Annotated in this window: 16 protein-coding genes and 4 pseudogenes; 10 read left to right on the top strand and 10 right to left on the bottom strand. The window is 69.9% G+C overall.

All coding sequences use genetic code 11. The features are described 5' to 3' along the window. Positions 1 to 3 precede the first annotated feature (3 nt). Both B9D87_RS03840 and B9D87_RS03835 read right to left on the bottom strand, forming a co-directional pair. Complete coding sequence (locus B9D87_RS03840) at positions 4 to 1149, bottom strand: 8-amino-7-oxononanoate synthase (protein WP_007776251.1); 1146 nt, start codon at positions 1147 to 1149, stop codon at positions 4 to 6. 4 nt (positions 1150 to 1153) lie between these two features. After that, positions 1154 to 2470 (bottom strand): adenosylmethionine--8-amino-7-oxononanoate transaminase, encoded by a 1317-nt coding sequence (locus tag B9D87_RS03835; protein ID WP_007776254.1) that lies wholly within the window; start codon positions 2468 to 2470, stop codon positions 1154 to 1156. A gap of 62 nt (positions 2471 to 2532) precedes the next feature. Here B9D87_RS03835 and B9D87_RS03830 point away from each other — a divergent pair. From B9D87_RS03830 to B9D87_RS03800, 7 genes and pseudogenes are all read left to right on the top strand, one after another. After that, positions 2533 to 3008, top strand: a pseudogene (locus tag B9D87_RS03830) (hypothetical protein). 332 nt (positions 3009 to 3340) lie between these two features. Then, positions 3341 to 4117, top strand: coding sequence for an NlpC/P60 family peptidoglycan-binding protein RipD (gene ripD / locus B9D87_RS03825; protein WP_007776258.1), 777 nt, complete (start codon positions 3341 to 3343; stop codon positions 4115 to 4117). A 146-nt stretch (positions 4118 to 4263) separates the two neighbouring features. Next, the gene (gene sucT, locus B9D87_RS03820) at positions 4264 to 6429 is read left to right on the top strand and encodes an acetyltransferase SucT (protein WP_007776260.1); all 2166 of its coding nucleotides are present in this window, start codon (positions 4264 to 4266) and stop codon (positions 6427 to 6429) included. Between the two features lie 61 nt (positions 6430 to 6490). Next, complete coding sequence (glgX, locus tag B9D87_RS03815) at positions 6491 to 8701, top strand: glycogen debranching protein GlgX (protein WP_040631818.1); 2211 nt, start codon at positions 6491 to 6493, stop codon at positions 8699 to 8701. Positions 8702 to 8704: 3 nt separating this feature from the next. Continuing rightward, a complete protein-coding gene (gene treY / locus B9D87_RS03810) occupies positions 8705 to 11017 on the top strand; it encodes a malto-oligosyltrehalose synthase (RefSeq protein WP_007776266.1) in 2313 nt (770 codons plus the stop codon). Next, the gene (gene treZ, locus B9D87_RS03805) at positions 11010 to 12740 is read left to right on the top strand and encodes a malto-oligosyltrehalose trehalohydrolase (RefSeq protein ID WP_007776269.1); all 1731 of its coding nucleotides are present in this window, start codon (positions 11010 to 11012) and stop codon (positions 12738 to 12740) included. Before treY ends, treZ begins: the two co-directional genes overlap by 8 nt. Positions 12741 to 12796: 56 nt before the next feature. Further along, positions 12797 to 12979, top strand: coding sequence for a hypothetical protein (locus B9D87_RS03800; RefSeq protein ID WP_007776272.1), 183 nt, complete (start codon positions 12797 to 12799; stop codon positions 12977 to 12979). 7 nt (positions 12980 to 12986) lie between these two features. Here B9D87_RS03800 and B9D87_RS03795 read toward each other — a convergent pair. Then, positions 12987 to 14314, bottom strand: a pseudogene (locus B9D87_RS03795) (aminotransferase class I/II-fold pyridoxal phosphate-dependent enzyme). A gap of 40 nt (positions 14315 to 14354) precedes the next feature. Between B9D87_RS03795 and B9D87_RS03790 the strand changes: the two are divergent. Next, positions 14355 to 15103: pseudogene (locus B9D87_RS03790) on the top strand (pyridoxamine 5'-phosphate oxidase family protein). Here the strand turns inward: B9D87_RS03790 and B9D87_RS27695 are convergent. Genes B9D87_RS27695 through B9D87_RS03775 form a run of 4 tightly spaced genes read right to left on the bottom strand, consistent with a single transcriptional unit; the run spans position 15076 to position 17626 of the window. After that, positions 15076 to 15210 (bottom strand): hypothetical protein, encoded by a 135-nt coding sequence (locus B9D87_RS27695; protein ID WP_274517479.1) that lies wholly within the window; start codon positions 15208 to 15210, stop codon positions 15076 to 15078. The pseudogene B9D87_RS03790 and the gene B9D87_RS27695 overlap by 28 nt on opposite strands. 39 nt (positions 15211 to 15249) lie before the next feature. Next, positions 15250 to 16545, bottom strand: a complete 1296-nt coding sequence (ilvA, locus tag B9D87_RS03785) for a threonine ammonia-lyase (RefSeq protein ID WP_007776278.1) — start codon at positions 16543 to 16545, stop codon at positions 15250 to 15252. A gap of 38 nt (positions 16546 to 16583) precedes the next feature. Beyond that, entirely contained in the window at positions 16584 to 17021 is a 438-nt protein-coding gene (locus B9D87_RS03780; protein WP_007776280.1) for a nitroreductase family deazaflavin-dependent oxidoreductase, read from the bottom strand. 47 nt (positions 17022 to 17068) lie between these two features. Beyond that, positions 17069 to 17626: a TetR/AcrR family transcriptional regulator gene (locus B9D87_RS03775; protein WP_007776281.1), complete on the bottom strand. Its 558-nt coding sequence runs from the start codon at positions 17624 to 17626 to the stop codon at positions 17069 to 17071. A gap of 96 nt (positions 17627 to 17722) precedes the next feature. Here B9D87_RS03775 and B9D87_RS03770 point away from each other — a divergent pair, with 96 nt between their 5' ends. Together B9D87_RS03770 and B9D87_RS03765 are read left to right on the top strand one after the other, a co-directional pair. Beyond that, the gene (locus tag B9D87_RS03770; RefSeq protein WP_007776284.1) at positions 17723 to 18130 is read left to right on the top strand and encodes a hypothetical protein; all 408 of its coding nucleotides are present in this window, start codon (positions 17723 to 17725) and stop codon (positions 18128 to 18130) included. Next, positions 18127 to 19590, top strand: coding sequence for an FAD-dependent oxidoreductase (locus B9D87_RS03765; RefSeq protein WP_007776285.1), 1464 nt, complete (start codon positions 18127 to 18129; stop codon positions 19588 to 19590). The genes B9D87_RS03770 and B9D87_RS03765 overlap by 4 nt, the downstream gene beginning before the upstream one ends. A 7-nt stretch (positions 19591 to 19597) precedes the next feature. On the opposite strand, the gene B9D87_RS03760 is transcribed toward B9D87_RS03765, so the two are convergent. The 3 genes and pseudogenes from B9D87_RS03760 to fadD11 form a co-directional block, all read right to left on the bottom strand. Beyond that, the gene (locus B9D87_RS03760) at positions 19598 to 20377 is read right to left on the bottom strand and encodes a DUF6065 family protein (RefSeq protein WP_007776286.1); all 780 of its coding nucleotides are present in this window, start codon (positions 20375 to 20377) and stop codon (positions 19598 to 19600) included. 107 nt (positions 20378 to 20484) lie between these two features. Continuing rightward, positions 20485 to 22376 (bottom strand): annotated as a pseudogene (locus B9D87_RS03755) (lysophospholipid acyltransferase). Next, on the bottom strand, positions 22373 to 24199 hold the full coding sequence (gene fadD11 / locus B9D87_RS03750; protein ID WP_007776288.1) for a fatty acid--CoA ligase FadD11: 1827 nt from the start codon (positions 24197 to 24199) through the stop codon (positions 22373 to 22375). Before fadD11 ends, B9D87_RS03755 begins: the two are co-directional and overlap by 4 nt. Positions 24200 to 24290: the final 91 nt, after the last annotated feature.

Genomic DNA, 24290 nt, shown 5'->3' with positions numbered 1-24290 from the left:
GCCTCAACCCAGCCGGGCGAGCACATCGGTGAGCACCCGGCGCGCGACCTCCAGCTCGGCGTCGTCCAGCGACGCGCGCGCGGTCAACCGCAGCCGCGACGTCCCGGCGGGCACGGTCGGGGGCCGGAAGCACCCCACCCGCACGCCCGCGTCCAGGCACGCGCTCGCGGCGGCCACCGCCAGGTCGGGGTCGCCCAGGATCACCGACACGACCGCCGACCGCGGCGTCTCGGCCACGCCGCAGACCTGCGCCAGGAAGGCGGCGTGGCGCAGCACCGCGTCGGCCCGCCACGGTTCGGCTCCCAGCACCGCCAGCGCCGCCCGCGCGGCGCCCACGGCCGCCGGGGCCAGGCCGGTGTCGAAGATGAACGTGCGCGCCGCGTCGATCAGGTGGGCGCGCACGGACGCCGGTCCGAGCACCGCGCCGCCCTGGCTGCCCAGCGCCTTGGACAGCGTGGTGGTCATGACCACGTCGGGCGCACCGGCCAGCCCGACCTCCTGCAGCAGCCCGCGGCCGCCGCCGCGCACGCCCAGGCCGTGCGCCTCGTCGACGATGAGCAGCGCGCGATGCCGGCGGCACACCTCGTGCAGGTCCCGCAGCGGCGCCAGCGCGCCGTCGGTGGAAAACACCGACTCGGTGATGACGACCGCGCGCTCCTCGTCGCGGGCCCGCAGCGCCGCCTCCACGGCGCCGACGTCGCGATGCGGCGTCACCGCCACCCGCGCCCGCGACAGCCGGCAGGCGTCCACCAGCGACGCGTGCGAGTACTCGTCGGAGACCAGCAGCGATCCGCGTCCCGACAGGCCGACGACCGCGCCCAGGTTGGCCGCGTAGCCGGAGGAGAACAGCAGTCCGGATTCGGCGCCGACGTAGTCGGCCAGCTCGGACTCGAACTGCTGGTGCAGCTCGGTGTCACCGGTGACCAGCCGCGACCCGGTCGCCCCGGCGCCCCACATGCGCAGCGCGCTCACCCCGCCGTCGATCACGTCCGGGTGCTGGGAGAGGCCGAGGTAGTCGTTGGAGGCGAGGTCCAGCTCGGTGGCCACGGCCGGACGCGGCCGCAGCGAGCGGCGCAGCCCGGCCTCGCGGCGCTGCCGTTCCACCGCCTCGAGCCAGGCCAGCGGGGAAACCTCGATCGGTGCCTTCATCGCCTTAGAGACTACGAGAGCCGACGACGCGAGCGACCTGCACCATCGCCGAGGTGATCCGGGCGATCTCGTCGGGCGTGCAGATGTAGGGCGGCATCGCGTAGACCAGGTTGCGGAACGGGCGCAGCCAGACGCCGTTGTCCAGCGCCGCCGGGGTGGCGACGGCCAGGTCGACCGGGCGCCGGCATTCGATGACGCCGATGGCCCCGCGCACCCGCACGTCACGCACGCCGGGCAGCGCCCGCGCCGGCTCGAGCCCGGCCGCCAGGCCGGCGCCGATCTCGCCGACCCGCGCCCGCCAGTCCTGCCCGAGCAGCACCTCGACACTGGCCACCGACACCGCGCAGGCCAGCGCGTTGGCCATGAACGTGGGACCGTGCATCAGCGCCCCGGCCTCGCCCGCGCTGATGGTGTGGGCGATGTCGGTCGTGCACAGGGTCGCGGCCAGGGTGAGATATCCACCGGTCAGCGCCTTGCCGACGCACATGATGTCCGGGCTCACGCCGGCGTGGTCGGCGGCGAAGAGCTCGCCGGTGCGGCCGAAGCCGGTGGCGATCTCGTCGAAGATCAGCAGCACGTCGTGCCGCCGGCAGATGTCGCGCAGGTCGCGCAGGTATTGCGGGTCGTGGAAGCGCATGCCGCCGGCGCCCTGCACGACGGGCTCGACGACGACGGCGGCCAGCTCGGCCGCGTGCCGGGCCAGCTGTTCCTCGAACGCCGCGCTGTAGCCGGGTTCGTAGGCGCGCGGCACCTGCGGGGCGAACACCTGCCGGGCCAGGATGTCGGTCCACAGCGAGTGCATGCCGCCATCGGGGTCGCAGACGCTCATCGGGGTGAAGGTGTCGCCGTGGTAGCCGCCGCGCCAGGTCATCAGCCGGTGCTTGCCGGGCCGGCCGCGGCTGCGCCAGTACTGCAGCGCCATCTTCACCGCGACCTCCACCGACACCGACCCGGAGTCGCTGAAGAACACCGTGTCCAGCCCCGGCGGGGTGAGGTCCACCAGCAGCTGGGCCAGTCGCGCCGCCGGTTCGTGGGTCAGCCCGCCGAACATGACGTGGTTCATCACGCCGAGCTGGGCTTTCAGCGCAGCATCGAGCACCGGGTGGCCGTGGCCGTGGATCGCGGTCCACCAGGAGCTCATCGCGTCGAGCGCCTCGACCGGCTCGCCGTCGCGGATCAGGGTGAGCCAGGCGCCGCGGGCGCCGGCGGCCACCACGGGGGCGACGGATTCGGCGCCGATGGTGCTGTAGGGGTGCCAGAGGTGCGCGGCGTCGATCGCGCTGATCTGCTCGGGCGTCAACCCGGCCTTGGCCGCGGGCATAGTGATCGAGGGTAAAGCAGCCGATTCGCGCAAAACTCCGACGTCGGGAAGCATGGGGCATCATGGCCACGCCGCAGCAGCCCGACAGCGCCGCGCCCGGACCCGAGGCCGGGCCGGGGCCGGGCCCGGCTGGTCCAGGGACACGCACTACCCGCTGGTGGACTACGACGACGAGGCGCCCCGGGTGATCCGGGTGCGGCTGGCGCCGTGGGACGTCGTGTGCACCGTGGTGCTGCTGATCCTGCTCGCGGTGCTGGCCACGGCGACGACCTGGCCGACGCGGCTTTTCGGGTTCCTGGCGAACGTCTGCGAGGACGAAACCTGCGGGCCGGTGCCCTACGGCCTGGACCTGTACATCCACCCGGTGGTGTGGGGCGGCATCGGCGCGGCCCTGACCGCCGCCGTCATCGGGCCGGTCGTGTCGATCCTGAAGGGCTGGTACATGTCCTTCTGGCCGGTTCTGGCGCTGGCGCTGGTCATGGTCAGCTCGGTGGCCGGGTCGCTGCTGACCATGTTCAGCGAACGCTACTGGCTCTGATCGCCCGACCGGCGCACGTGCGTTTTCGTCCGCCGACTGAGACCGAAATCACAACGGCGCATACGGGATTCGGCCCGCCAGTCACCATCCGGTCACGGTACGACAAAAAATCTCGCCTGGACCTGGCGGCTAACACAATCTGTTGTCAAAGTGGCTTGTGTGACTGATGTGAATACAGCGGCCTGACCGCTGATTCACTTCGCAAGTGCCATGGACGGCGCCGGGCCCCAGCGTGGGGGCCCTCGCCCGGTCCATGAACCGGGGGCGGACGCGCGAGGTCACCGCGTCGAGGCCCATTGAGCGCCTGGAGAGGCCAGGGAAAGGCCAGAAACATGAAACGCATCTACGCCTTCGCGATCGGTTTAGCCCTGCTCGGGGCGCCGATGGTGGTTCCCACCATCGCGACCGCCGACCCGGGCGCCAGGTCGATGGACTACCAGCAGGCCACCGACGTGGTGATCGCCCGCGGTCTGTCGCAGCGCGGTGTGCCGTTCTCCTGGGCCGGTGGCGGCATCAACGGCCCCACCCGCGGCACCGGCACCGGCATCAACACCGTCGGTTTCGACGCCTCCGGGCTGATGCAGTACGCCTACGCCGGCGCCGGCATCAAGCTGCCGCGGTCCTCGGGCGCGATCTACCGCGTCGGCCAGAAGATCGTCCCCCAGCAGGCCCGCAAGGGTGACCTGATCTTCTACGGCCCCGAGGGCACACAGAGCGTCGCGATGTACCTGGGCAACAACCAGATGCTGGAGGTCGGCGACGTCGTGCAGGTCTCGCCGGTGCGTACCAGCGGCATGACGCCGTACATGGTCCGGGTTCTGGGCGCCCCGTTGCAGCAAGCGCCGTTGCAGCAAGCGCCGGCGCAGCAGGCGCCGCAGCAGTTGCCTACCCAGCAGACACCGCAGCAACTGCCCACCCAGCAGGCCCCGCTGCAGCAGTCGCCGTACCAGCAGACGCCGCAGCAGCTGCCCGCTCAGCAGGCGCCGTTGCAGCAGGTCCCGACGCAGCAGGCCCCCCTGCAGCAGTCGCCGTTCCAGCAGGCGCCCGTCCAGCAACTGCCGACCCAGCAGTCGCCGTTGCAGCCGACCGGCGCGGGCATCGGCAGGTAATTCCGGGCCGATTCCTCGGCAGTCCGACGCCCGCCACTGGCTCCCCCGCCGCCCGGCCCACAGGCTCTCGCGACCCATCTGAGCAGCCTCACCGCCGCGAGCTGTCGGGAGCGGGTGGCGGGTTTTCGGTAAATTGACTGTCGATCATGCAGACCCCGTCACCCTCTCCTGCACCGGACGCCACCGCCGATCCGGGGGCCGCGGGACCGCGGACGAAGGGGTCGCGGGGGTTCTATCGCTACGACCTCGACGGCCTGCGCGGCATCGCGATCGCGTTGGTCGCCGTCTTCCACATCTGGTTCGGACGCGTCTCCGGCGGCGTGGACGTGTTCCTGGCGCTGTCCGGATTCTTCTTCGGCGGCAAGGTCATTCGCGCCGCGCTGAACCCGGCCGTGACGCTGTCGCCGGCGTCCGAGGTGGTCCGGCTCATCCGTCGCCTGGTTCCCGCGCTCGTCGTGGTGCTGGCCGGTTGCGCGGTGTTGACCATCCTGGTCCAACCGGAGACCCGCTGGGAGACCTACGCCGACCAAAGCCTTGCCAGCCTGGGCTACTACCAGAACTGGGAACTGGCCAACACCGCCTCGGACTACCTGCGGGCGGGCGAAGCCGTCAGCCCGTTGCAGCACATCTGGTCGATGTCGGTGCAGGGCCAGTTCTACGTCAGCTTCCTGGTGCTGATCGCCGGCCTGGCCTACCTGTTCCGGCGGGCGCTGGGCGAAAAGCTGCGGACGCTGTTCCTGGTCGTGCTGGCCGCCTTGACGGTGGCCTCGTTCGTCTACGCGATCGTCGCGCACCAGCAGGACCAGGCGGCCGCCTACTACAACACCTTCGCCCGGGGTTGGGAGTTGTTGCTGGGCGCGCTGGTCGGCGCGCTGGTGACCCGGGTCCGCTGGCCCATGTGGCTGCGGACGGTGGTGGCCACGGTCGCGCTGGGCGCCGTGCTGTCCTGCGGCGCGCTGATCGACGGCGTGCAGGAGTTCCCCGGCCCGTGGGCGCTGGTGCCGGTGGGCGCCGCCATGCTGCTGATCCTCGTCGGGGCCAACCTGCAGGGGGCCGGCGACCGGTTGCCGCTGCCCAACCGGATCCTGGCGACGCGCCCCCTGGTGGAGCTGGGCGCCATGGCGTACGCGCTGTACCTCTGGCACTGGCCGCTGCTGATCTTCTGGCTGTCCTACAGCGGCCACAAGCACGCCAACTTCGTCGAGGGCGCGGTGCTGTTGCTGGTGTCCGGCGCGCTGGCCTACCTGACCAACCGGCTCGTCGAGGACCCGTTGCGCTACCGGGCCTCCGCGAAGCCGGCCGCGGCGCCGGCGCCGAAACGGCCGTGGCCCACGCGCCTGGCCCGGCCGACGATGGCGCTCGGATCGGCCATCGTGCTGCTCGGCGTGACGCTGACCGCGACCTCGTTCACCTGGCGTCAGCACGTCACGGTGCTGCGGTCGGCCGGTAAGGAGCTCAGCGTCCTCAACCCGCAGGATTATCCCGGCGCGCGGGCGCTGACCGAACGCTTGCGGGTGCCCGCGCTGCCGATGCGGCCCTCGGTCTTGGAGGTCAAGCAGGACCTGCCCGCCACCACCCGGGACGGGTGCATCAGCGACTTCGTCAACCCCGCGGTGGTCACCTGCACCTACGGCGATGTGGCCGCCGACCGGACCATCGCGCTGGCCGGCGGATCGCACGCCGAGCACTGGCTGCCCGCGCTGGACATCCTGGGCAAGACGCGCCACTTCAAGGTCGTGACGTATCTGAAGATGGGCTGCCCGCTGTCGACCGAGCAGGTCCCGCTGATCATGGGCAACAACGCCCCCTACCCGCAGTGCCGCGAGTGGGTGCAGCGAACCATGACCAAGCTGGTCACCGATCGGCCCGACTACGTCTTCACCACCACCACCCGGCCGTGGAACATCAAGAGCGGCGACGTGATGCCCGCCACCTATATCGGCATCTGGCAGACGTTGTCGGACAACAACATTCCCATTCTCGGCATGCGGGACACCCCCTGGCTGGTCAAGAACGGACAACCGTTCGACCCGGCGGACTGCCTGGCCAAGCGCGGCGGCACCGCGCAGTCCTGCGCGATCAAGCGTTCCGACCTGCTCTCGGACCGCAACCAGACGCTCGACTTCGTCGGGCAGTTCCCAGGGCTCAAGGTGCTCGACATGTCGGACGCGATCTGCCGCGCCGACGTGTGCCGTCCGGTGGAGGGCAACATCCTGATCTACCACGGCGCCCACCACCTGACCCCCACGTACGTGCGGACGATGACGCCCGAATTGGGCCGCCAGATCGCCGAGGCCACCGGCTGGTGGTGACCCGGCTTACTCCTGGCTGCTTACCCGAGTGAGCGCAACCGCGCGCGGATAAGGTCGTTAGGTGTCAACCAACAGTCCCGCTTCAGAAGCAGGCGGTAACCACGAACCCAAGCTCGCCACCGTGTGGCCGGGCAACCCCTATCCGCTCGGCGCCGCCTACGACGGCGCCGGAACCAACTTCTCGTTGTTCTCCGAGATCGCCGAGAAGGTCGAGCTGTGCCTGATCGACGACCAGGGCGGCGAGTCGCGGATTCCCCTGGACGAGGTGGACGGATTCGTCTGGCACGCCTACCTGCCCAACATCACCCCCGGCCAGCGCTACGGCTTTCGCGTCTACGGCCCGTTCGACCCGGCGGCGGGTCACCGCTGTGACCCCAGCAAGCTGCTGCTCGACCCGTACGGCAAGGCTTTTCACGGCGACTTCACCTTCGGCCAGGCGCTGTTCTCCTACGACTTGAAGGCCACCAGCGAAAGGGACCCGGACGGGCCCAACGCCGACGGAGCCGACCCGGGCACGCCGCCGATGGTCGACTCGCTGGGCCACACCATGACCAGCGTGGTGAGCAACCCGTTCTTCGACTGGGGCTCCGACCGCGCGCCGCTGACCCCGTACCACGAGACTGTCATCTACGAAGCACACGTCAAGGGCATGACGCAGACCCATCCCAGCATCCCCGAGGAGCTCCGGGGCACCTATGCCGGCCTGGCCCACCCGGCGGTCATCGACCACCTCAAGTCGCTGCAGGTCACCGCGATCGAGCTGATGCCGGTGCACCAGTTCATGCACGACTTCCGACTGCTGGACCTGGGTTTGCGAAACTACTGGGGCTACAACACATTCGGGTTCTTCGCGCCTAACAACGAGTACGCCGCCAACCGCAAGTCCAGCGTGCCCGAGTTCAAATCGATGGTGCGCAGCTTCCACGAGGCCGGCATCGAGGTGATCCTCGACGTGGTCTACAACCACACCGCCGAGGGCAACCACCTCGGCCCGACCATCAACTTCCGCGGCATCGACAACGCCGCGTACTACCGGCTGGTCGACAGCGACCTGCGGTTGTACAAGGACTACACCGGCACCGGCAACAGCCTCAACCCGCGCCACCCGCATGTGCTGCAGCTGATCATGGACTCGCTGCGCTACTGGGTGACCGAGATGCACGTGGACGGCTTCCGCTTCGACCTGGCCGCCACGCTGGCCCGCGAACTGCACGACGTCGACCGGCTGAGCGCGTTCTTCGATCTGGTGCAGCAGGATCCGATCGTCAGCCAGGTCAAACTCATCGCCGAGCCGTGGGACGTCGGCGAGGGTGGCTACCAAGTCGGAAATTTCCCGGGTTTGTGGACCGAGTGGAACGGGAAGTATCGCGATACTGTGCGCGATTACTGGCGGGGCGAGCCCGCAACCCTGGGCGAGTTCGCTTCCCGGCTGACCGGGTCGTCGGACCTGTACGAGGCGACCGGTCGCCGTCCCAGCGCCAGCATCAACTTCGTCACCGCGCACGACGGATTCACGCTCAACGACCTGGTGTCCTACAACGAAAAACACAACATGGCCAACGGGGAGGACAACCGGGACGGGGAAAGCCACAACCGGTCGTGGAACTGTGGCGTCGAAGGCCCCACCGACGACCCTGAGATCAACCAGCTGCGCTACCGCCAGATGCGCAACTTCTGGGCGACGCTGATGCTGAGCCAGGGCACGCCGATGATCGCCCACGGTGACGAGTTCGCGCGTACCCAAAGCGGCAACAACAACGTGTACTGCCAGGATTCCGAATTGTCCTGGATGGACTGGTCTTTGGTGGACAAGAATGCCGACCTGCTGGAGTTCGCCCGCAGGGTGAGCACGTTGCGCAAGCGGCATCCGGTGTTCCGGCGGCGCCGGTTCTTCGAGGGCGAGCCGATCCGCAGCGGCGACGAGGTGCGCGACATCGCCTGGCTGAATCCGAGCAGCCGCGAGATGACGCACGAGGACTGGGGCGAAAGCATCCACAAGTGCGTCGCGGTTTTCCTCAACGGCGACGCGATCAGCGCACCCAACGCCCGCGGCGAACGGGTGGTCGACGACTCATTCCTGTTGTGTTTCAACGCCGGTGAAGATCCGGTGGACTTCGTGACGCCGAACAGCGACTATGCGAAAGAGTGGACCGTGGAACTGGACACCAACGAACCGACCGGCCGCAAAGAGGGAGCCGATCAGGTGGTGACCGCCGGGGAGAAGGTGTCGCTGCCCTCGCGCTCACTGCTGGTCCTGCGTAAGACCCAGTGACGCATGGCTTTACCCGTCATCTCCACCTACCGGCTGCAACTGCGTGGTGAGTCCAGCGGGTTCGCGTTCACCTTCGCCGACGCGGAAAACCTGCTCGACTACCTGAACGACCTCGGGGTGTCGCACCTGTATCTGTCCCCGATCATGACGGCGACGACGGGATCGAGCCACGGCTACGACGTCACCGACCCCACGACGGTGTCACCCGAGCTCGGCGGCCCAGAGGGGCTGGCCCGGCTGTCGGCCGCGACCCGAGAGCGCGGCATGGGCCTGATCGTGGACATCGTGCCCAACCATGTGGGCATCGACCAGCCGCGGCAGAACCCCTGGTGGTGGGACGTCCTGCGGCACGGCCGTTCATCGCCCTACGCAACGTATTTCGACATCGACTGGGACCTCGACGACGACGGCCGCATCGTGTTGCCGGTGCTGGGCTCCGACGACGATGCCGCCGGCCTCACCGTCGACGGCGACCTGTTGCGCCTGGGCGACCTGGCGTTCCCGATCGCGCCCGGCACGGCGGGGGGCTCTGGCCCGCAGGTGCACGATCGCCAGCACTACCGGCTGGTGGGCTGGCGCAACGGTGTCTGCGGATACCGGCGCTTCTTCTCCATCACCTCGCTCGCGGGACTGCGCCAGGAGGATCGCGCCGTCTTCGACGCCACGCATGCCGAAGTCGGGCGGTGGTTCGCCGAGGGGCTGGTCGACGGCATCCGCATCGATCACCCCGACGGCCTGTCCGACCCGTGCGGGTATCTGGCGTGGCTGCGCGAACTGACCGGCCCGAACGCCTGGATCGTGATCGAGAAGATCCTGGCCGTCGACGAGGCGCTCGAACCCACCCTGCCCATCGGCGGCACCACCGGTTATGACGTGTTGCGCGAAACCGGGGGCGTGCTGGTGGATCCGAAGGGCGCCCCGGCGCTCACCGCGCTGGTGGAGTCGGCGGGCGTGGACTACCAGGCGATGCCGAAGATGCTGGTGGACCTCAAGATCCGATCGGCTACCGACACGTTGGCCAGTGAACTGCGCCGGCTGCGCCGCAGCATCGTGGCCGCCGCCGGCGCCGATGACCCGCAGCTGCCCGAGGCGGTGGCCGCGCTGCTCACCCACATCGGGGTGTACCGCTGCGACTACCCCGGGCTGGTCGCGCTGCTGCCCACCGCACTGGCCGAAACCCAGGCGGCCGCACCGGAGTTGGGCCCCGCGCTACAGGTGCTGGCCGCGGCGCTGGCCCGCGACGCAGAGCCGGCCACCCGGCTGCAGCAGCTGTGCGGCGCCGTCACCGCCAAGGCCGTCGAGGACTGCTTGTTCTACCGCGACGCCCGGCTGGTCTCGCTGAACGAGGTGGGCGGCGAGCCGCACCGCTTCGGTGTCGGCGCGGCCGAATTCCACCACAGCGCCGCCACCCGGGCCCGGTTGTGGCCGCAGACCATGACGACGCTGACCACCCATGACACCAAGCGCGGCGAGGACGTGCGGGCCCGCATCTCGGTGCTGTCCCAGGTGCCGTCGCTGTGGACCGAGTTCCTCGCACGCTGGGAGATCGCCGCGCCCTCCCCCGATCCGGCGACCGGACAGTTCCTGTGGCAGAACATCTTCGGCGTGTGGCCCGTCGGAGGCCCCGAAAAAGGGGCAGGCACCGACGCGCTGCGCGACCGGCTGCACGCCTACACCGAGAAGGCCATCCGGGAGGCGTCCTGGCACACCTCGTGGAACGACCCGGACGCCGAGTTCGAGGACGCGGTGCACCGGTGGCTGGACACCGTGCTCGACGGCCCGGTGGCCGGCCAGCTGACCGAGCTTGTCGCCCAACTCAATCCGCATGCCGCCAGTGACGCGCTGGCCCAGAAGATGCTGGCGTTGACCGTGCCCGGAATTCCGGACGTGTATCAGGGCACCGAGCTGTGGGACGACAGCCTGGTCGACCCGGACAACCGCCGGGCCGTCGACTACGCCGCCCGGCGCGCCGCCCTGCAGGCGTTGGAGCATCCCAAGATTCGGGTGGTCACCACCGCGCTGCGGGTGCGCCGTGAGCATCCGGACGCCTTCCTGCACGGCGACTACGTCCCGGTGCTGGCCAACGGCGACGCCGCCGACCACGTGCTGGCGTTCCGCCGCGGCGAGGACATCGTGGTGGCGGTGACCCGGTGGACGGTGGCACTGGCCGAAACCGGCTGGGGCAACACCGTTTTGCCGCTTCCCGAGGGAACCTGGAAGGACGCGCTCACCGGGGTGATCGCCGACGGCCCGACGTCGGCCGCCCAATTGTTCGCCGACCTGCCCGTCGTGCTGCTGGAGCGCCACCATGACTGAATTCCGGGTCTGGGCGCCCAAACCCGCGCAGGTTCGCCTCGACGTCGACGGCCGGGCGCACGCCATGACACGCTCCGATGACGGTTGGTGGCATGCGAGCGTCGACACCGCGCCGGACGCCCGGTACGGCTACCTGCTCGACGACGACCCCACCGTGCTGCCCGACCCGCGCTCACCGCGGCAGCCCGAGGGGGTGCATGCCCGCTCGCAGCTGTGGGATCCGGCCGCCGCGACGTGGACCGACACCGGGTGGGCCGGCCGCGCGGTCGAGGGCGCGGTGATCTACGAGCTGCACCTGGGCACCTTCACCGAGGCCGGCACCTTCGACGCCGCCATCGAGAAGCTGGACTACCTGGTCGATCTGGGCGTGGACTTCGTCGAGCTGATGCCGGTGAATTCCTTTGCCGGCACTCATGGTTGGGGGTACGACGGCGTGCTGTGGTACAGCGTGCACGAACCCTACGGCGGCCCCGACGGGCTGGTGCGCTTCGTCGACGCCTGCCACGCCAAGGGCCTGGGCGTGCTGATCGACGCGGTCTTCAACCACCTCGGCCCGTCGGGCAACTACCTGCCGCGATACGGCCCCTACCTGTCGTCGGCGAGCAACCCGTGGGGCGAGGGCATCAACATCGCCGACGCGGATTCCGACGAGGTGCGCCGCTACATCATCGGGTGCGCGCTGCGCTGGATGCGCGATTTTCACGCCGACGGACTGCGACTCGATGCGGTCCACGCGCTGGTGGACACCACCGCGATCCATATCCTCGAAGAGCTTGCAACCGAAACAGATTGGCTGGCACAGCAATTGGGGCGCCCGCTGTCGCTGATCGCCGAGAGCGACATGAACGACCCGCGGCTGATCACCCCGCGCGATCGTGGCGGCTACGGCCTGACCGGGCAGTGGGCCGACGACATTCATCACGCCATCCACACCGCGGTGTCCGGCGAGCGGCAGGGCTACTACGGCGACTTCGGCAGCCTGGCCACCCTGGCGCACACGCTGCGCCAGGGCTTCTTCCACGCCGCCACCTATTCGTCGTTCCGCCGTCGCCGCCATGGGCGGCCGCTGGACACCAGCGAGAGCTCCGGCATCCCGGCCACCCGGCTGGTCGCCTACACCAGCACGCACGATCAGGTCGGCAATCGCGCCCTGGGAGACCGCCCCTCGCAGAACCTGACCGGCGGCCAGCTGGCCATCAAGGCCGCGCTCGCGCTCGGATCTCCCTACACCGCCATGCTTTTCATGGGTGAGGAGTACGGGGCCTCGACCCCGTTCCAGTTCTTCAGCTCGCACCCCGAACCGGAGCTGGCGCGGGCCACGGCCGAAGGACGCAAGGCCGAGTTCGCCGAGCACGGCTGGGACGCCGACGAGATCCCCGACCCGCAGGATCCCCAGACCTTCGCGCGTTCCAAACTGGCCTGGGCCGAGGTCGACACCGGCGAGCATGTCCGGCTGCTCCGCCTGTACCGCGACCTGATCGCCTTGCGGCGCAACCACCCCGACATGGCCGATCCCTGGCTGGAGCACGTCGCGGTCGACTACGACGAGAGGCAACGCTGGATCAGCGTCTCCCGTGGCCGGTTGCGCATCGTGTGCAATCTCGGCGCCGAGCAGGTGCGGGTTCCGGTCAGCGGCGACGTGGTGCTGGCCTGGGACGAGCCGGCCGCCGACGCCGACGGCACTGTGCTCCAAGGCCATTCGTTCGCCATTCTGTCGGTCTGAACGGGCTGTGGATAACTGAATAGCGGCGCGGCGGGCTCACCCCCGATGATGCCGCCATGAGTCAATCCGAATTCGGTCGCCCCCTGCGGCGGATCTGTCTGTGCAAGCCGAGGCGCCGCGCCGCCAACCCACCGTCCGGGCGGCGTACCGTGCGCCACGAGACGCCGCCGCATCCCAGCGTCGAGCTGTTGTGGAGCGGCCCCGGGCCCGGCGCCATCGACGACGACGAAGGCGCGTGAGCTGGGGCTACACGATGACCCGGCCGGCCGGACGCACGGCCTGGGCGACCGCGTCGGCGAGTGGATCGATCTCGTCGGGAGTCAGGTCGGAGATGGTCAGGCGAATACCCGGCGGCGTGTTCATCCGGAACCGGCTGCCCGGTGCGGCCGCCCAGCCGGCGCCGAGCAGCCGGGATACCGCGACCGCCTCGTCGGGCACCGGGACCCACACGTTGAGCCCCGACCGGCCGTGAGCCGGTAGGCCGCGTTCGGCCAGGGCCTCGCGGAGCCGTCGGCGGCTGTCGGCGTAGCGCCGCTCGGCCGTCGCGACCAACTCCCCGGCCGCCCGGTCGGACCACAGGTCGACGGCGAGGCGCTGCAGCAAGTGGCTCACCCAGCCCGGCCCGAGCCGCAACCGGCCGTGCACGCGCTCGATCGTGCGGTGGTCTCCGGCGAGGACGGCCACCCGCAGGTCGGGGCCGTAGGCCTTGGACGCCGAGCGGACGAACGCCCAGTGCGCGGTGCAACCGGCCAGGGTGTGCAGCGGCGCCCCGGAGATGCCGGCGCAGTGGTCGTCTTCGACCAGCAGCAGGTCCTCGGCCCGCCGCCGTAACAGCGCACGCAGCGAGTCGGCGCGTTCCGCCGAAAGCGCTGCGCCCGTGGGGTTTTGGGCGCGGTTGGTGAGCACCAGGGCGCGCACCCCACCGTCCAGCGCCCGGGCCAGGTCGCCGGCCAGCGGGCCGTCGTCGTCGACCCGCACCGGTTCGGCCGAAAGCCCCAGCGCGGCAAGGAGATCGAGGAGGTTGGCCCAGCCGGGGTCCTCGACGGCGACGCGATCGCCGGGGCGCAGATGCGCGGCGAGTGCGCGCTCGATGCCGTCCAGTGCCCCGCTGGTCACCGCAAGGTGATCGGCGGCGATCCCGTCGGCCGCCAGCGCATCGCGGGCGAACTTTTCCAGCGCCGGTGAGAGGGCCGGCTCGCCGTAGAGCACGGGACGGCCGGCGCCGGGCCGACCGGCGCGACGCGGGCGATGGGCAACAGGTCCGGGTGCGGGTTGCCCGTCGAGAGGTCGCGCACGCCCGCAGGCACGTCGAGGCCGAGCAGCGAACGCGGAGTGGTCGCCGGGCGATGGCGCACGCGGGTGCCGCGCCGGCCGGCGGTCTCGACGGCCCCGCGATGGCGGAGCAGGCGGTAGGCCGCGGCGGCGGTGTTCGCGTTGACGCCGAGCTGAGCGGCCAGCTCGCGCACGGGCGGGAGCGCGTCGCCGGGCGCCAGTGAGCCGTCCGAGATCGCCGCCTCGACGCTGGCGGCTATGGATTCAGCCCCGGATCCGGTTATGCTGTTTTGTACTGGCACGCAATACATTATGTACTAGGACAAACTAGAGGGCAATTCCGTGGACACCGCATACCAGCCGACGGCACGCACCACCCCGACCCGCTACCGGGAGCGGGCGCACTACGAGCGCCGCGCCATTCACGACATCCTCGACGAGGCGCTGATCTGCCACCTGGGCTACTCGAACGGCGGCCGGACGGTGGTCCTGCCCACCACCCATGCCCGGCTCGGCGAAACGCTCTACCTGCACGGTTCGACGGGGGCGGCCCCCTGCTGGCCGCCGGGGCGGCCCAGGCGTCGGGGTCGGGCCTGCCGGTCTGCGTCACGGTCACCCTGGTCGACGGGCTGGTGCTGGCCCGGTCCGCGATGCACCACTCGGTGAACTTCCGCTCGGTGGTCGCGCTGGGTGACGCGCGCATCGTCGACGATCCGGTGGAGAAGTCGCGGGCGCTGGGCTGCCTGCTCGACCACATCGCGCCGGGGCGCGCCGCCGATTGCCGGGCGCCCGATGCCCGGGAGCTCGCCGCGACCGGGGTGCTCGCGCTCGACCTCGTCGAGGTGTCGGCGAAGGTGCGCAGCGGTCCCCCGGCCGACGATCCGGAGGACGTCCCGCTGCCGCACTGGGCGGGCGTGGTGCCGCTGAGCCTGACGGCCGCAGCGCCGGTGCCGGCCGACGACCTGGCTCCCGGCACTGCGGTCCCGGCCTACTTGGCCCGCTTGGCGCTGTCCCACCAGGATCCGACGAGCATGACGGCACCGGCCCAGGCCAGGCCCAGCATTCAGCCGGAGAGCACGTCGCTGACGTAGTGGACGACTTCGCTCACCGGCAGCCGGAGCGTCAGCGGCCGCCCGTTGTCGCCGGTCCGGTCGCGCACCCAGGCCAGCGTCTGGCCGATCACGGCGTTGTCGGCCACCCGCCGCCACAGTCCGGGTAGCAGGCGCGGTCCGCGCGGTTAAAGCAGCAGGTAGCGGTAGGCCGGCGAGCCCGGTTTCAGGGTTTCGACGTGCAGCTCCGTCGCACGCATCCGGGCCAGCAGGCCGTCCAGGTCGGCCGAGGATCCCAGCTGGATGCCGACCAGCGCCTCGCCGGTCTCGCGGTTGTTGCGCTTGACGTACTCGAAGAGGGTGATGTCGTCGTTCGGTCCGAGCACCGTGTCGAGGAAGCGACGCAGGGCGCCGGGCTCCTGCGGAAAGTCCACCAGGAAGTAGTGCTTGAGGCCGAGGTGCACCAGCGAGCGCTCGAGCACTTCGCCGTAGCGCGACACGTCGTTGTTGCCGCCCGAAATCAGGCACACCACAGTGGATCCGGGCTCGATGTCGGCGTCCAGCAGTCCGGTGACGGACAGCGCGCCTGCGGGCTCGGCGATGATGCCCTCGTTCTGATAGAGGTCGAGCATCGCGGTGCACACCGCTCCCTCGTCGACCGCCGTGATCGACACCATGTCGCCCGCGGCCGCCAGCGCGGCATAGGTCAGGTCGCCGGCCCGCCGCACCGCGGCGCCGTCGACGAACTGGTCGACGTGGTCCAGCGTCACCGGCTCGCCGGCGGACAGCGCGGCCATCATCGCCGCGGCACCGGCCGGCTCGACGCCCAGCACCGAGGTGTTGTCGGTGCGCTCGGCGAGATAGGTCGTGATGCCGGCGATGCAGCCGCCGCCGCCCACCGGGACGACCACCAGGTCCGGCTCCCCGATACCGAGCTTGTCCAGCTGGTCGAGCAGTTCGACCCCGATCGTGCCCTGGCCCGCCATGGTGCGCGGGTCGTCGTAGGGCGGCACCAGGGTGGCGCCGGTGCTTTCCACGTCGGCCAGCGCCGCCTCGGCAGCGAGGTCGTAGGTGGTGCCACCCACGATCAGGTCGATGAAATCGCCGCCGTGGTAGCGGATCCGGTCGCGCTTCTGCATGGGCGTCTTGGCCGGCACATAGACGCGGCCGTGCACCTGCAACATCCGGCACGCGTAGGCGAAGCCCTGCGCGTGGTTGCCCGCCGACGAGCACACCACGCCGGCGGCCAGTTCCGCGTCGGACAGCTGGACCAGCAGGTTGTACGCGCCACGCAACTTGTAGGAGCGCACGATCTGCAGGTCCTCGCGCTTGAGGTAGACCTGCGCGCCGGTGATCGCCGACAACCGGTCGCTGAACTGCAGCGGGGTCGGCGTGACCACCGCGGCGATCCGCTTGGCCGCGCTGTCGATGTCAGCCGCGGATAACGGCGACACGCTCGGGTGCTGGCTCAATTCGGCGGACACTGATCAATGGTGCCATGACAGCCGGCCAACTCCGGAATTCAGCCGACCGGGGTCAGCACGAACACCGGGATCTGGCGGTCGGTCTTGGTCTGATACTCGGCGTAGTCCGGCCACGCCTCGACGGCCCGCTCCCACCAGATGGCCTTCTCGTCGCCGAAGACCTCCCGGGCCTCGTAATCGCGGGTCACCGGGCCGTCCTGCAGCTCGACGCGGGGGTTCTTCTTGATGTTGTGGTACCAGACCGGGTTCTTCGGCGCCCCGCCCAGCGAGGCGACGACCGCGTACTGGCCATCGTGTTCGACCCGCATCAGCGGCGTCTTGCGGAGCTTGCCGGTCTTGGCGCCGACCGTGGTCAGCAGAATGATCGGCTTGCCCTTCATGTCGGCGGCCTCGGCTCCCCCCGACTCGGCGTATGTGTCAGCTTGCTCGCGAGACCAGTCCAACGGGCTCGGCAAGTACTCCCCTTCTAGCGGCATGGCATCAACTCTAGGCGCGGTTTTCACGGTCCCGCCGCGGACGGCGATCACGGCGCCGCCCCGGTGAGGTAGTGGGCCAGCACCGGGCGCAGCCATTCGGTCAGCGTCGCGTCGTCCATAGCGGCCAGCGCGGGCACCCCAACGACGTTGCGCGCCATGGCGATTCCCAGCACCTGCGATCCCACCATCGCGGTCCGCTCGGCGGCGCGGTCGGGGGTGACGGTGGTCAGGGCCGGCGCCACCTTTTCGACGAACACCTCCAGGAGAGCGTCGGCGGCGGTCCGGTTGGTGGCGGCCGCGCGCAGCAGCGGCAGGAACGACCCGGCCGGATCCCACACCCGGATGAGGAACGGCACCAGGATGTCGGCGATGCGTTCCGGGGCGACGCCGGTGAGGTCGGGGAAGGTGATCTCGAGCCGCGAGACCGCGGCGAACAGGTCGGCCTTATTGCCGAAGTAGTGCATCACGAGCGCGGGGTCGACGCCGGCCTCGGCCGCGATCGCGCGGATGGTGGTCCGCTCGAAGCCGTGGGTGGAGAACAGGGTCCGCGCCGCGCTGAGGATCGTCGCGCGGGTGACTTTGCCGTCGCGGGCTTTACCGGGCATGCCGAAATTCTAGTTCAACAACTGTTGACATCGCCACCGACCGGGCTTACGTTGATTTCAACAGTTGTTGAATCGGTTGGCCGAGGAGGCACAGACATGACCGTGACCGTCATCCAGATCGGGCTCGACCCCGACGTGATCGATTACTCGTCACCGGAGTTCGCCCAGTTCGCGGGACTGTCCAGGGAGGTGCTGCGGGCCGCCAACGACGACAACGTCGCGGGCCTGCGTGCCGCCGGCCACCAGGTCGACAACTGCCTGATCGACTTCGGCGCCGCCGGCGCCGAGAAGGCCGGCGAGTGGCTGCGCGCCAAGCGCTACGACGCCGTGCTGATCGGCGCCGGGATTCGCCTGGTCGCCGGCAACACCCTGCTGTTCGAGTCGATCGTCAACCTCGCGCACACCACCCAGCCCGGCTGCCGCTTCGTCTTCAACCAGGCAGCGCAAGCCACCCCCGGCGACATCCGTCGCTGGTACCCGCAACCGGAAGGAGCGGTCCGATGAGTACAACCACTGTTCGCGACGTCGACGTGCTGGTGGTGGGAGCCGGTCCCACCGGCCTGACCGCCGCGGGTGACCTGGCTCGGGCCGGACGGTCGGTGACCGTCCTGGAGCGCTGGCCCGCCGAAAACCCGACCAGCCGCGCGTTCGCCGTCATGCCCCGGACGCTGGAGGTCCTCGACGCGCGGGACGCGGCCGACGAGCTGCTCGCCGTCGGGCAGCGCGGACCGGACGTGACCCTGTTCGCCAAGGCCCGCATCGACCTGACCCGCCTCGATTCGGCCTACCCGTTCGTCCTGGTCACCCCGCAGACCAACGTCGATGCGGCGCTGCGCCGCTACGCGGTGGCCGAAGGGGCCGACATCCGGCGCGGCGTCGAGGTGGTCGCGCTCGAGCAGGACGCCGCCGCCGTCACCGTCACCGCCCGCCCAAAGGGCGACGGCGATCCCGCCCCCCTTCAGACGTGGCGGGCACGGTACGTGATCGGCGCCGACGGCGCGCACAGCACCGTCCGCACGCTGCTGGGCGTCGACTTTCCCGGCAAGACGGTGCTCACCTCGCTCATGCTGGCCGACGTCAAGCTGGCCCACGGCCCGTCGCGCGGCGGGCTGGTAGTGGGCACCACCGGTGACGTGCTGGGGTTCCTGGCCCCGTACAACCGCCACGACGAGGACGGCTCGTGGTACCGGGCCCTGGTCTGGGACCGCGACCACCAGCTGCCCGACAGCGCGCCCGTCGACGACGCCGAGATCATCGACGTCCTGGCCCGCGCCATGCGCACCGACTTCGGCGTGATCGAGATCGGCTGGAAGTCGCGATTCCATTGCGACGAACGGCAAGTCGCGCGGTACCGGCACGGACGGGTGTTCCTGGCCGGCGACGCCGCGCACGTGCACTCACCGATGGGCGGCCAGGGCATGAACACCGGCATCCAGGATGCCGCGAACCTGGCCTGGAAGCTCGACGCGGTGCTCGGCGGCGCCGACGACGCCCTGTTGGACACCTACCAGGACGAACGCCACCCGATCGGCAAGCGGGTGCTGTTGCAGTCCGGGATGATCGCCCGCGGCGCGACGCTGCACCGGCGGCCGGCGATCTGGCTGCGTAACCTGTTGGCTCCCAACCTGCTTCGGATACCCGCGGTGCAGGACTTCGTGGCCGGCAGTTTCGCGGGCACGACGTTGCGGTACGGCCGGCGCGGACTGGTCGGCACCCGTGCCGCCACCATCCCCCTCGTCGAGGAACGGTTGACGCACCTGCAGCGCGGCGGCGGCTTCGTCTTCATCCGCGAATACGGCGCCGCACCGGTCGAGACACCGGGGATGCTGCAGGCCCAGCGCGCCGACCGCGGGCCGGCCGTGCTGGTGCGCCCGGACGGCTACATCGCGTGGGCCGGTGCGTCGGCGCAGGCGCCGGACCGGATCACGAAGATGGCCGCGGCAACCGCCGTACCCGCGCGGTGATTTCGCGCTAGTCCGTGTTCTCGGACTGGACGAACGACCGGAGATGACGGCGGGTCTGGTGGTCTTCCGCGCCGGGCTCGCCGTCGCTGTGCCGGCCCCGCGTGTAATCGCCCTGCCAGGGCACCTTCTCGCTCCCGGCGCCGCCCGCGGCTTCCTGCTCGCGGCCCAGTGCGCCGCGTGAACCGAGGAAGTGCTCGTGCTTGCGGTGCAGTTCCTCGTCGGATTCGATGGGCCGAAGCTCGGGGGCGAACTCCTCCAGCTCGGCCCGGCGCTGCGGCACGATCATGCAGATCGGCTCGCCGACCTCGAACCGCACCGGCATGAATTCGCGGGTGAACTTCCAGTTCATGCTGAAACTCGAGCTGGACCAATCGGTTTCGACGATGCCTTCCAGCGGCGAGATGGCGTCCTTCGGATAGTTGGCCGGCCCCCGGGCCAGCAGGTTGTAGCCCGGCGGGGTGCGAAACAGGATCGGCAGATGCCAGGTCAAGATGCCATAGCCGAAGTGGCTGGAGGGCAGGAATTGGCCGCTTTCGCGGGTGTCGGGGGCGATCATCAGGTTCGTGCGGTCGTTGCCGCCCATCCACGTCGCGGTGAACGCGCTGCGGTTGCGCACCTCCCAGCCGCTCTGGTTGGCGATCAGCATCGGCAGGCACCGGTGCGGCCACCCCTGCCGTATCTCCGACATCCACTCCCGGCCGATCGGCGCGGGGCTGATCGGGGGCGCGATCTCGTGGGTGACGTACCCGATCAGCGGGCGGGACTGCCCGCTGGATTTCTCACTCATCACATCCTCTTCACCGGCCACTGCCGACCATCACCGACGTCGCCAACGCACTATCGCCACCAAACGTTAACGGTCCGTGAACCGCGCCGCGCGCGGCGAGCGGGCGCTCAGCGCGTTCCGGCCAGCTCCGCGATGGTATTCACCCGCCGGACCGCCGCCGCGATCTCCTCGGCGAACTCACGGCGCCGCCGGGCGATATCCAGGTCCCCGACGCCGTCCACCAGTTCACGATGCCGGGCCAGCCGCAGCGCGGTCTTGAACAGCTCCATCGACCGCGACTCGGCGCTGGCGATCCTGCGTTGCAGCTCCCACTGTTTACCCACCTCAAGGCATTCGGCGAGGAACGCGTCCTCGTCGAACGATTCGTCGTCGTAGTCGGCGAGCCGGTCGGCGACGATGTGGTAGGCGTCGAGGAACGGGCGCAGCACCAGGTGCGCCAGCAGCACGTCGGCCTTTTCCAGCAGGCCGCGCACGTCGCCGGCGCTGGCCGCCTTGCTGGTGTCATCCACCCGCCCGAGCAGGCGGACCTCGTCGGCAAGTTCCTTCTCGAATTGCGCTCGTGCGGAGAACAAGAACTCGAATTTCAGCAATTCGCGCAGCTTCAGCGCCTCATCGCGCACGGCGCTCGGTTGGACCAGCCCGTCGACCGAGCCCTCGGCGTCCTCCGTGGCGGCCAGCAGCGCCGTCTCGGCGATCGCGCGATCGACCACGATGTGGATGGCGGCGTTGCGGTAGAAGGCGGCGACCAGGTGCTGCTCCGCCCCGATGCCCCAGACCGGTTCGGTGCCGGCGTCGTACACGCTGACGACGCCGGAGGCGACCAACTGGTGCAGGGTCCAGCGGATGGTCGAGCGGTTGGTCAGGTCGGCGGCGCCGGCCACCGCCCAGTTGCGCGCCGCGATGTAGCTCGCCAGCGGGCGCACGGTGGCCAGCACCTCGCTGATGGACAGCGAGCGGTCGGCGCCCAGCAGGGCGAGGCTCACCACCGCCGTCGGGGTGACGGGCGTGGCGCGGTTGATCCGGTGCTCGACGTCCAGGGCGATGCGTTCGATCTCGGTGCTGGCGCCGGACTCCTCGGCGCGTAGCTCCTCGAGGCGCTTGCGCAGCGGCAGTGGTTCACCGAAGTCCAGGTAGGCGCGACCGAGCCGCTCGCCCTGCTGTCGCGCCAGCCGGATCAGGAAGCGAAAATCCTCCGGCCGCTTCGTCGCGCCGTAGGCCTCGGTGGTCATCGCCTCCACCTCGTGCAGCTGGTCGTACACGATCGAGGTTGGCACCAAATACACCTCGGGGCCGTCGATTTCGTCGACGGCGTCGCTGATGTAGCGCAGAATTCCGAACACCGGCGGCCGCAGCTTGCCCGTCCTGGTCCGGCCGCCCTCGATGGACCAGGTCAGGTTGGCATGGTTTTGCACCAGTTGCGCGGCATAGGCGCGCAACACGAAGCGGTAGACGGGAATGTCCTTGGTCTGCCGCCGGATGAAGATGGTTCCGGTGCGCTTGGCCCAGGCGCCCATCGGGAAGAAGTTCAGGTTGGCGCCGCCGAAGGTGAGCGCGGGCGAGAGCCGGTTGGCCTGGATCACCTCGGGCAGCAGCAGCCCGTCCAGGTAGGAGCGATGCGAAAAGGCAAACGCCAGTGTGGCTTTGCGGTCCAGCCTGCGTAGCTGGGCGATCTGGTCCTCGTCGGTCAGCACGTCATAGGCGCGCATCAGCCAGCAACTGAAGCTGCGCCAGGCCTTCACCGCCCGCACGTCGAGCGACGGCGCCATCTCGCGCAGGTAACCGGCGGCCTCGGCACGCACGCTGTCCAGATCGCGCCCGAGTTCGTGGGCCAGCCTGCCCAGCCGCTCGTCATACCAGGGGCGCGCAGCAGATCGGCGACCTCGGCCGGGTCCGTCGGCAGGGGTGACGTCGCTTCCTCGACAATGCCGCTGCGCTGCAACAACTTTCGCACTCCCACCCGGCCGATCTCCCGCGCCGTCCCCGCCGGTCCCCCGCTCATGCGGGCTGCACCGTGGCGGCCTCGGCGGGCTCGTGCACGTCCGGATGCGGTTCGGGCGCATAGAGCTGCTCGATCTCGTCGGCGTACTTCGCCATGATCGGCTTGCGCTTGAGCTTCATCGTCAGCGTGATCTCGTCTCCGCCGGGCTCCCACAAGGTGGGCAGGATGCGGAACCGTTTGATCTGTTCGACCCGGGACAGCTTCTCGTTGCCCGCGGCCACCCCGCGCGCGATCTGCGCGACGACCTCCGGGTCGGCCGCCAGCGCGGCCGGCGAGGCATCGGGCAGGCCGCACTGGGCCGCGTACGGGCCGACCGAGTCGGCGTCGAAGACCATCAGCGCGGTGTTGTACGGCCGTCCGTCGCCGATGGTGATCATCACCCCGACCATGGGGCACGCGGCCAGGATGGCATTCTCGATGTTGGCCGGCGACATGTTCTTTCCGGCCGCGTTGATGATCAGTTCCTTCTTGCGGTCGACCACGCGCAGGTAGCCTTCGGCATCCGCCTCGAGGATGTCGCCGGTGTGCAGCCAGCCTTCGGCGTCGATCGCCTCGGCGGTCTTCGCCGGCTCCTTGCGGTAGCCCCTCATCACCAGCGGACCACGCACCAGGAACTCGCCGTCGTCGGCGATCCTGCCCTGCAGCCCGGGCAGCAGCTTTCCGACCGAGCCCAGCCTGGCGTCGCGCGGGTGACTCACGGCCGCAACGCAACTCAGTTCCGACATGCCCCACACCTCGGCGATCGGAATGCCGATGCCGGCGAAGAAGGCCAGCGTCTCCCTGGGGATCGGCGCCGCGCCCGAGACCGCCCAGCGCAGTTCGCCGAACCCGAGCCGCTCGCGCAGCTTGGACAGCACCAGCTCGTCGGCCCGGGCCCATTCGGCGGCCAGCTCGTCCGGCACCCGGCCACCGTCCAGCAGGGCGTCGGCGCGCCTGGCGGCCACCGCCATCGCCCACCGCAGCGCCTGGCGCTTGGCCTCGTCGGCCTCGTTGGCGACGGTGAATTCGATTCCCGCCTTGAGCTTTTCCCAGACCCGCGGCACCGCGGCCCACACCGTGGGCCGCACGTCGGGCAGCGCGGCGGCGATGGCCCGCGGATCGTCGACGACGGTGACCTGCGCGCCGAACACCTCCAGCGCGTAGAGCCCCATCACCCGGTCGGCCATGTGCGCCGTCGGCAGATACGAGGTGACCCGGTCGCCGAACTTCGAGGGAAGCACGCTGTTGAGGGCCTGGGACTCGAACAGCAGGTTGGCGTGCGTCATCTCCACGCCCTTGGGGTTTCCGGTGGTACCCGAGGTGTAGACGAGCGTGACGATGTCGTCGGGTTGTACGGCACGCCAGGTCGATTCGAAGTCGAAGTCGTCGTCGGCCGCCGCGTAGAGCTGCTCCACCGACAGGGTGCCCGGCGGTGCGCCGTCGATGCAGACGATGTGCTCGATCGGGACCCCGCTGGCACGGATGCGGTCTACGTACTGCTCCTCGCAGATCGCGACCTTGGTGTCCGCGTTGCCGAACAGATACGTCAGCTGCTCGGCCGGCAGCGTGTTGTAGACCGAAAACGACGTCGCGCCAAGGTGTTGCGCACCGATTTCGAGCGGATAGAACTCGATCCGGTTGGCCATCATCAGCGACACGGCGTCACCGCGCCGGATCCCCAACCCCGCCAGGCCGGCCGCGACCTTGCGCACCTGTTCGGCGCACTCGCGCCAGGTCATTGTCTGGGTTGCGCCGGGCGTGCGCAACACGACGGCGTCGGGCTCGATCGCGGCGTTGCGCTGAAACGCCTCGCACAAGGTGGCCGGATCCCGGGGTGTCGTCATGTACGTCCTCCTCGGTGTCGCAGCAGCGCTGACCTCGTGAGCCTACGTCCGAGCACAGGGGCAGGGAACATATCGCGTGACTTCACCGGTT

The sequence above is a fragment of the Mycobacterium colombiense CECT 3035 genome, assembly GCF_002105755.1.
Classification (GTDB): Bacteria; Actinomycetota; Actinomycetes; order Mycobacteriales; family Mycobacteriaceae; genus Mycobacterium; species Mycobacterium colombiense.
This window is presented reverse-complemented; position numbering and strand designations above follow the sequence as displayed.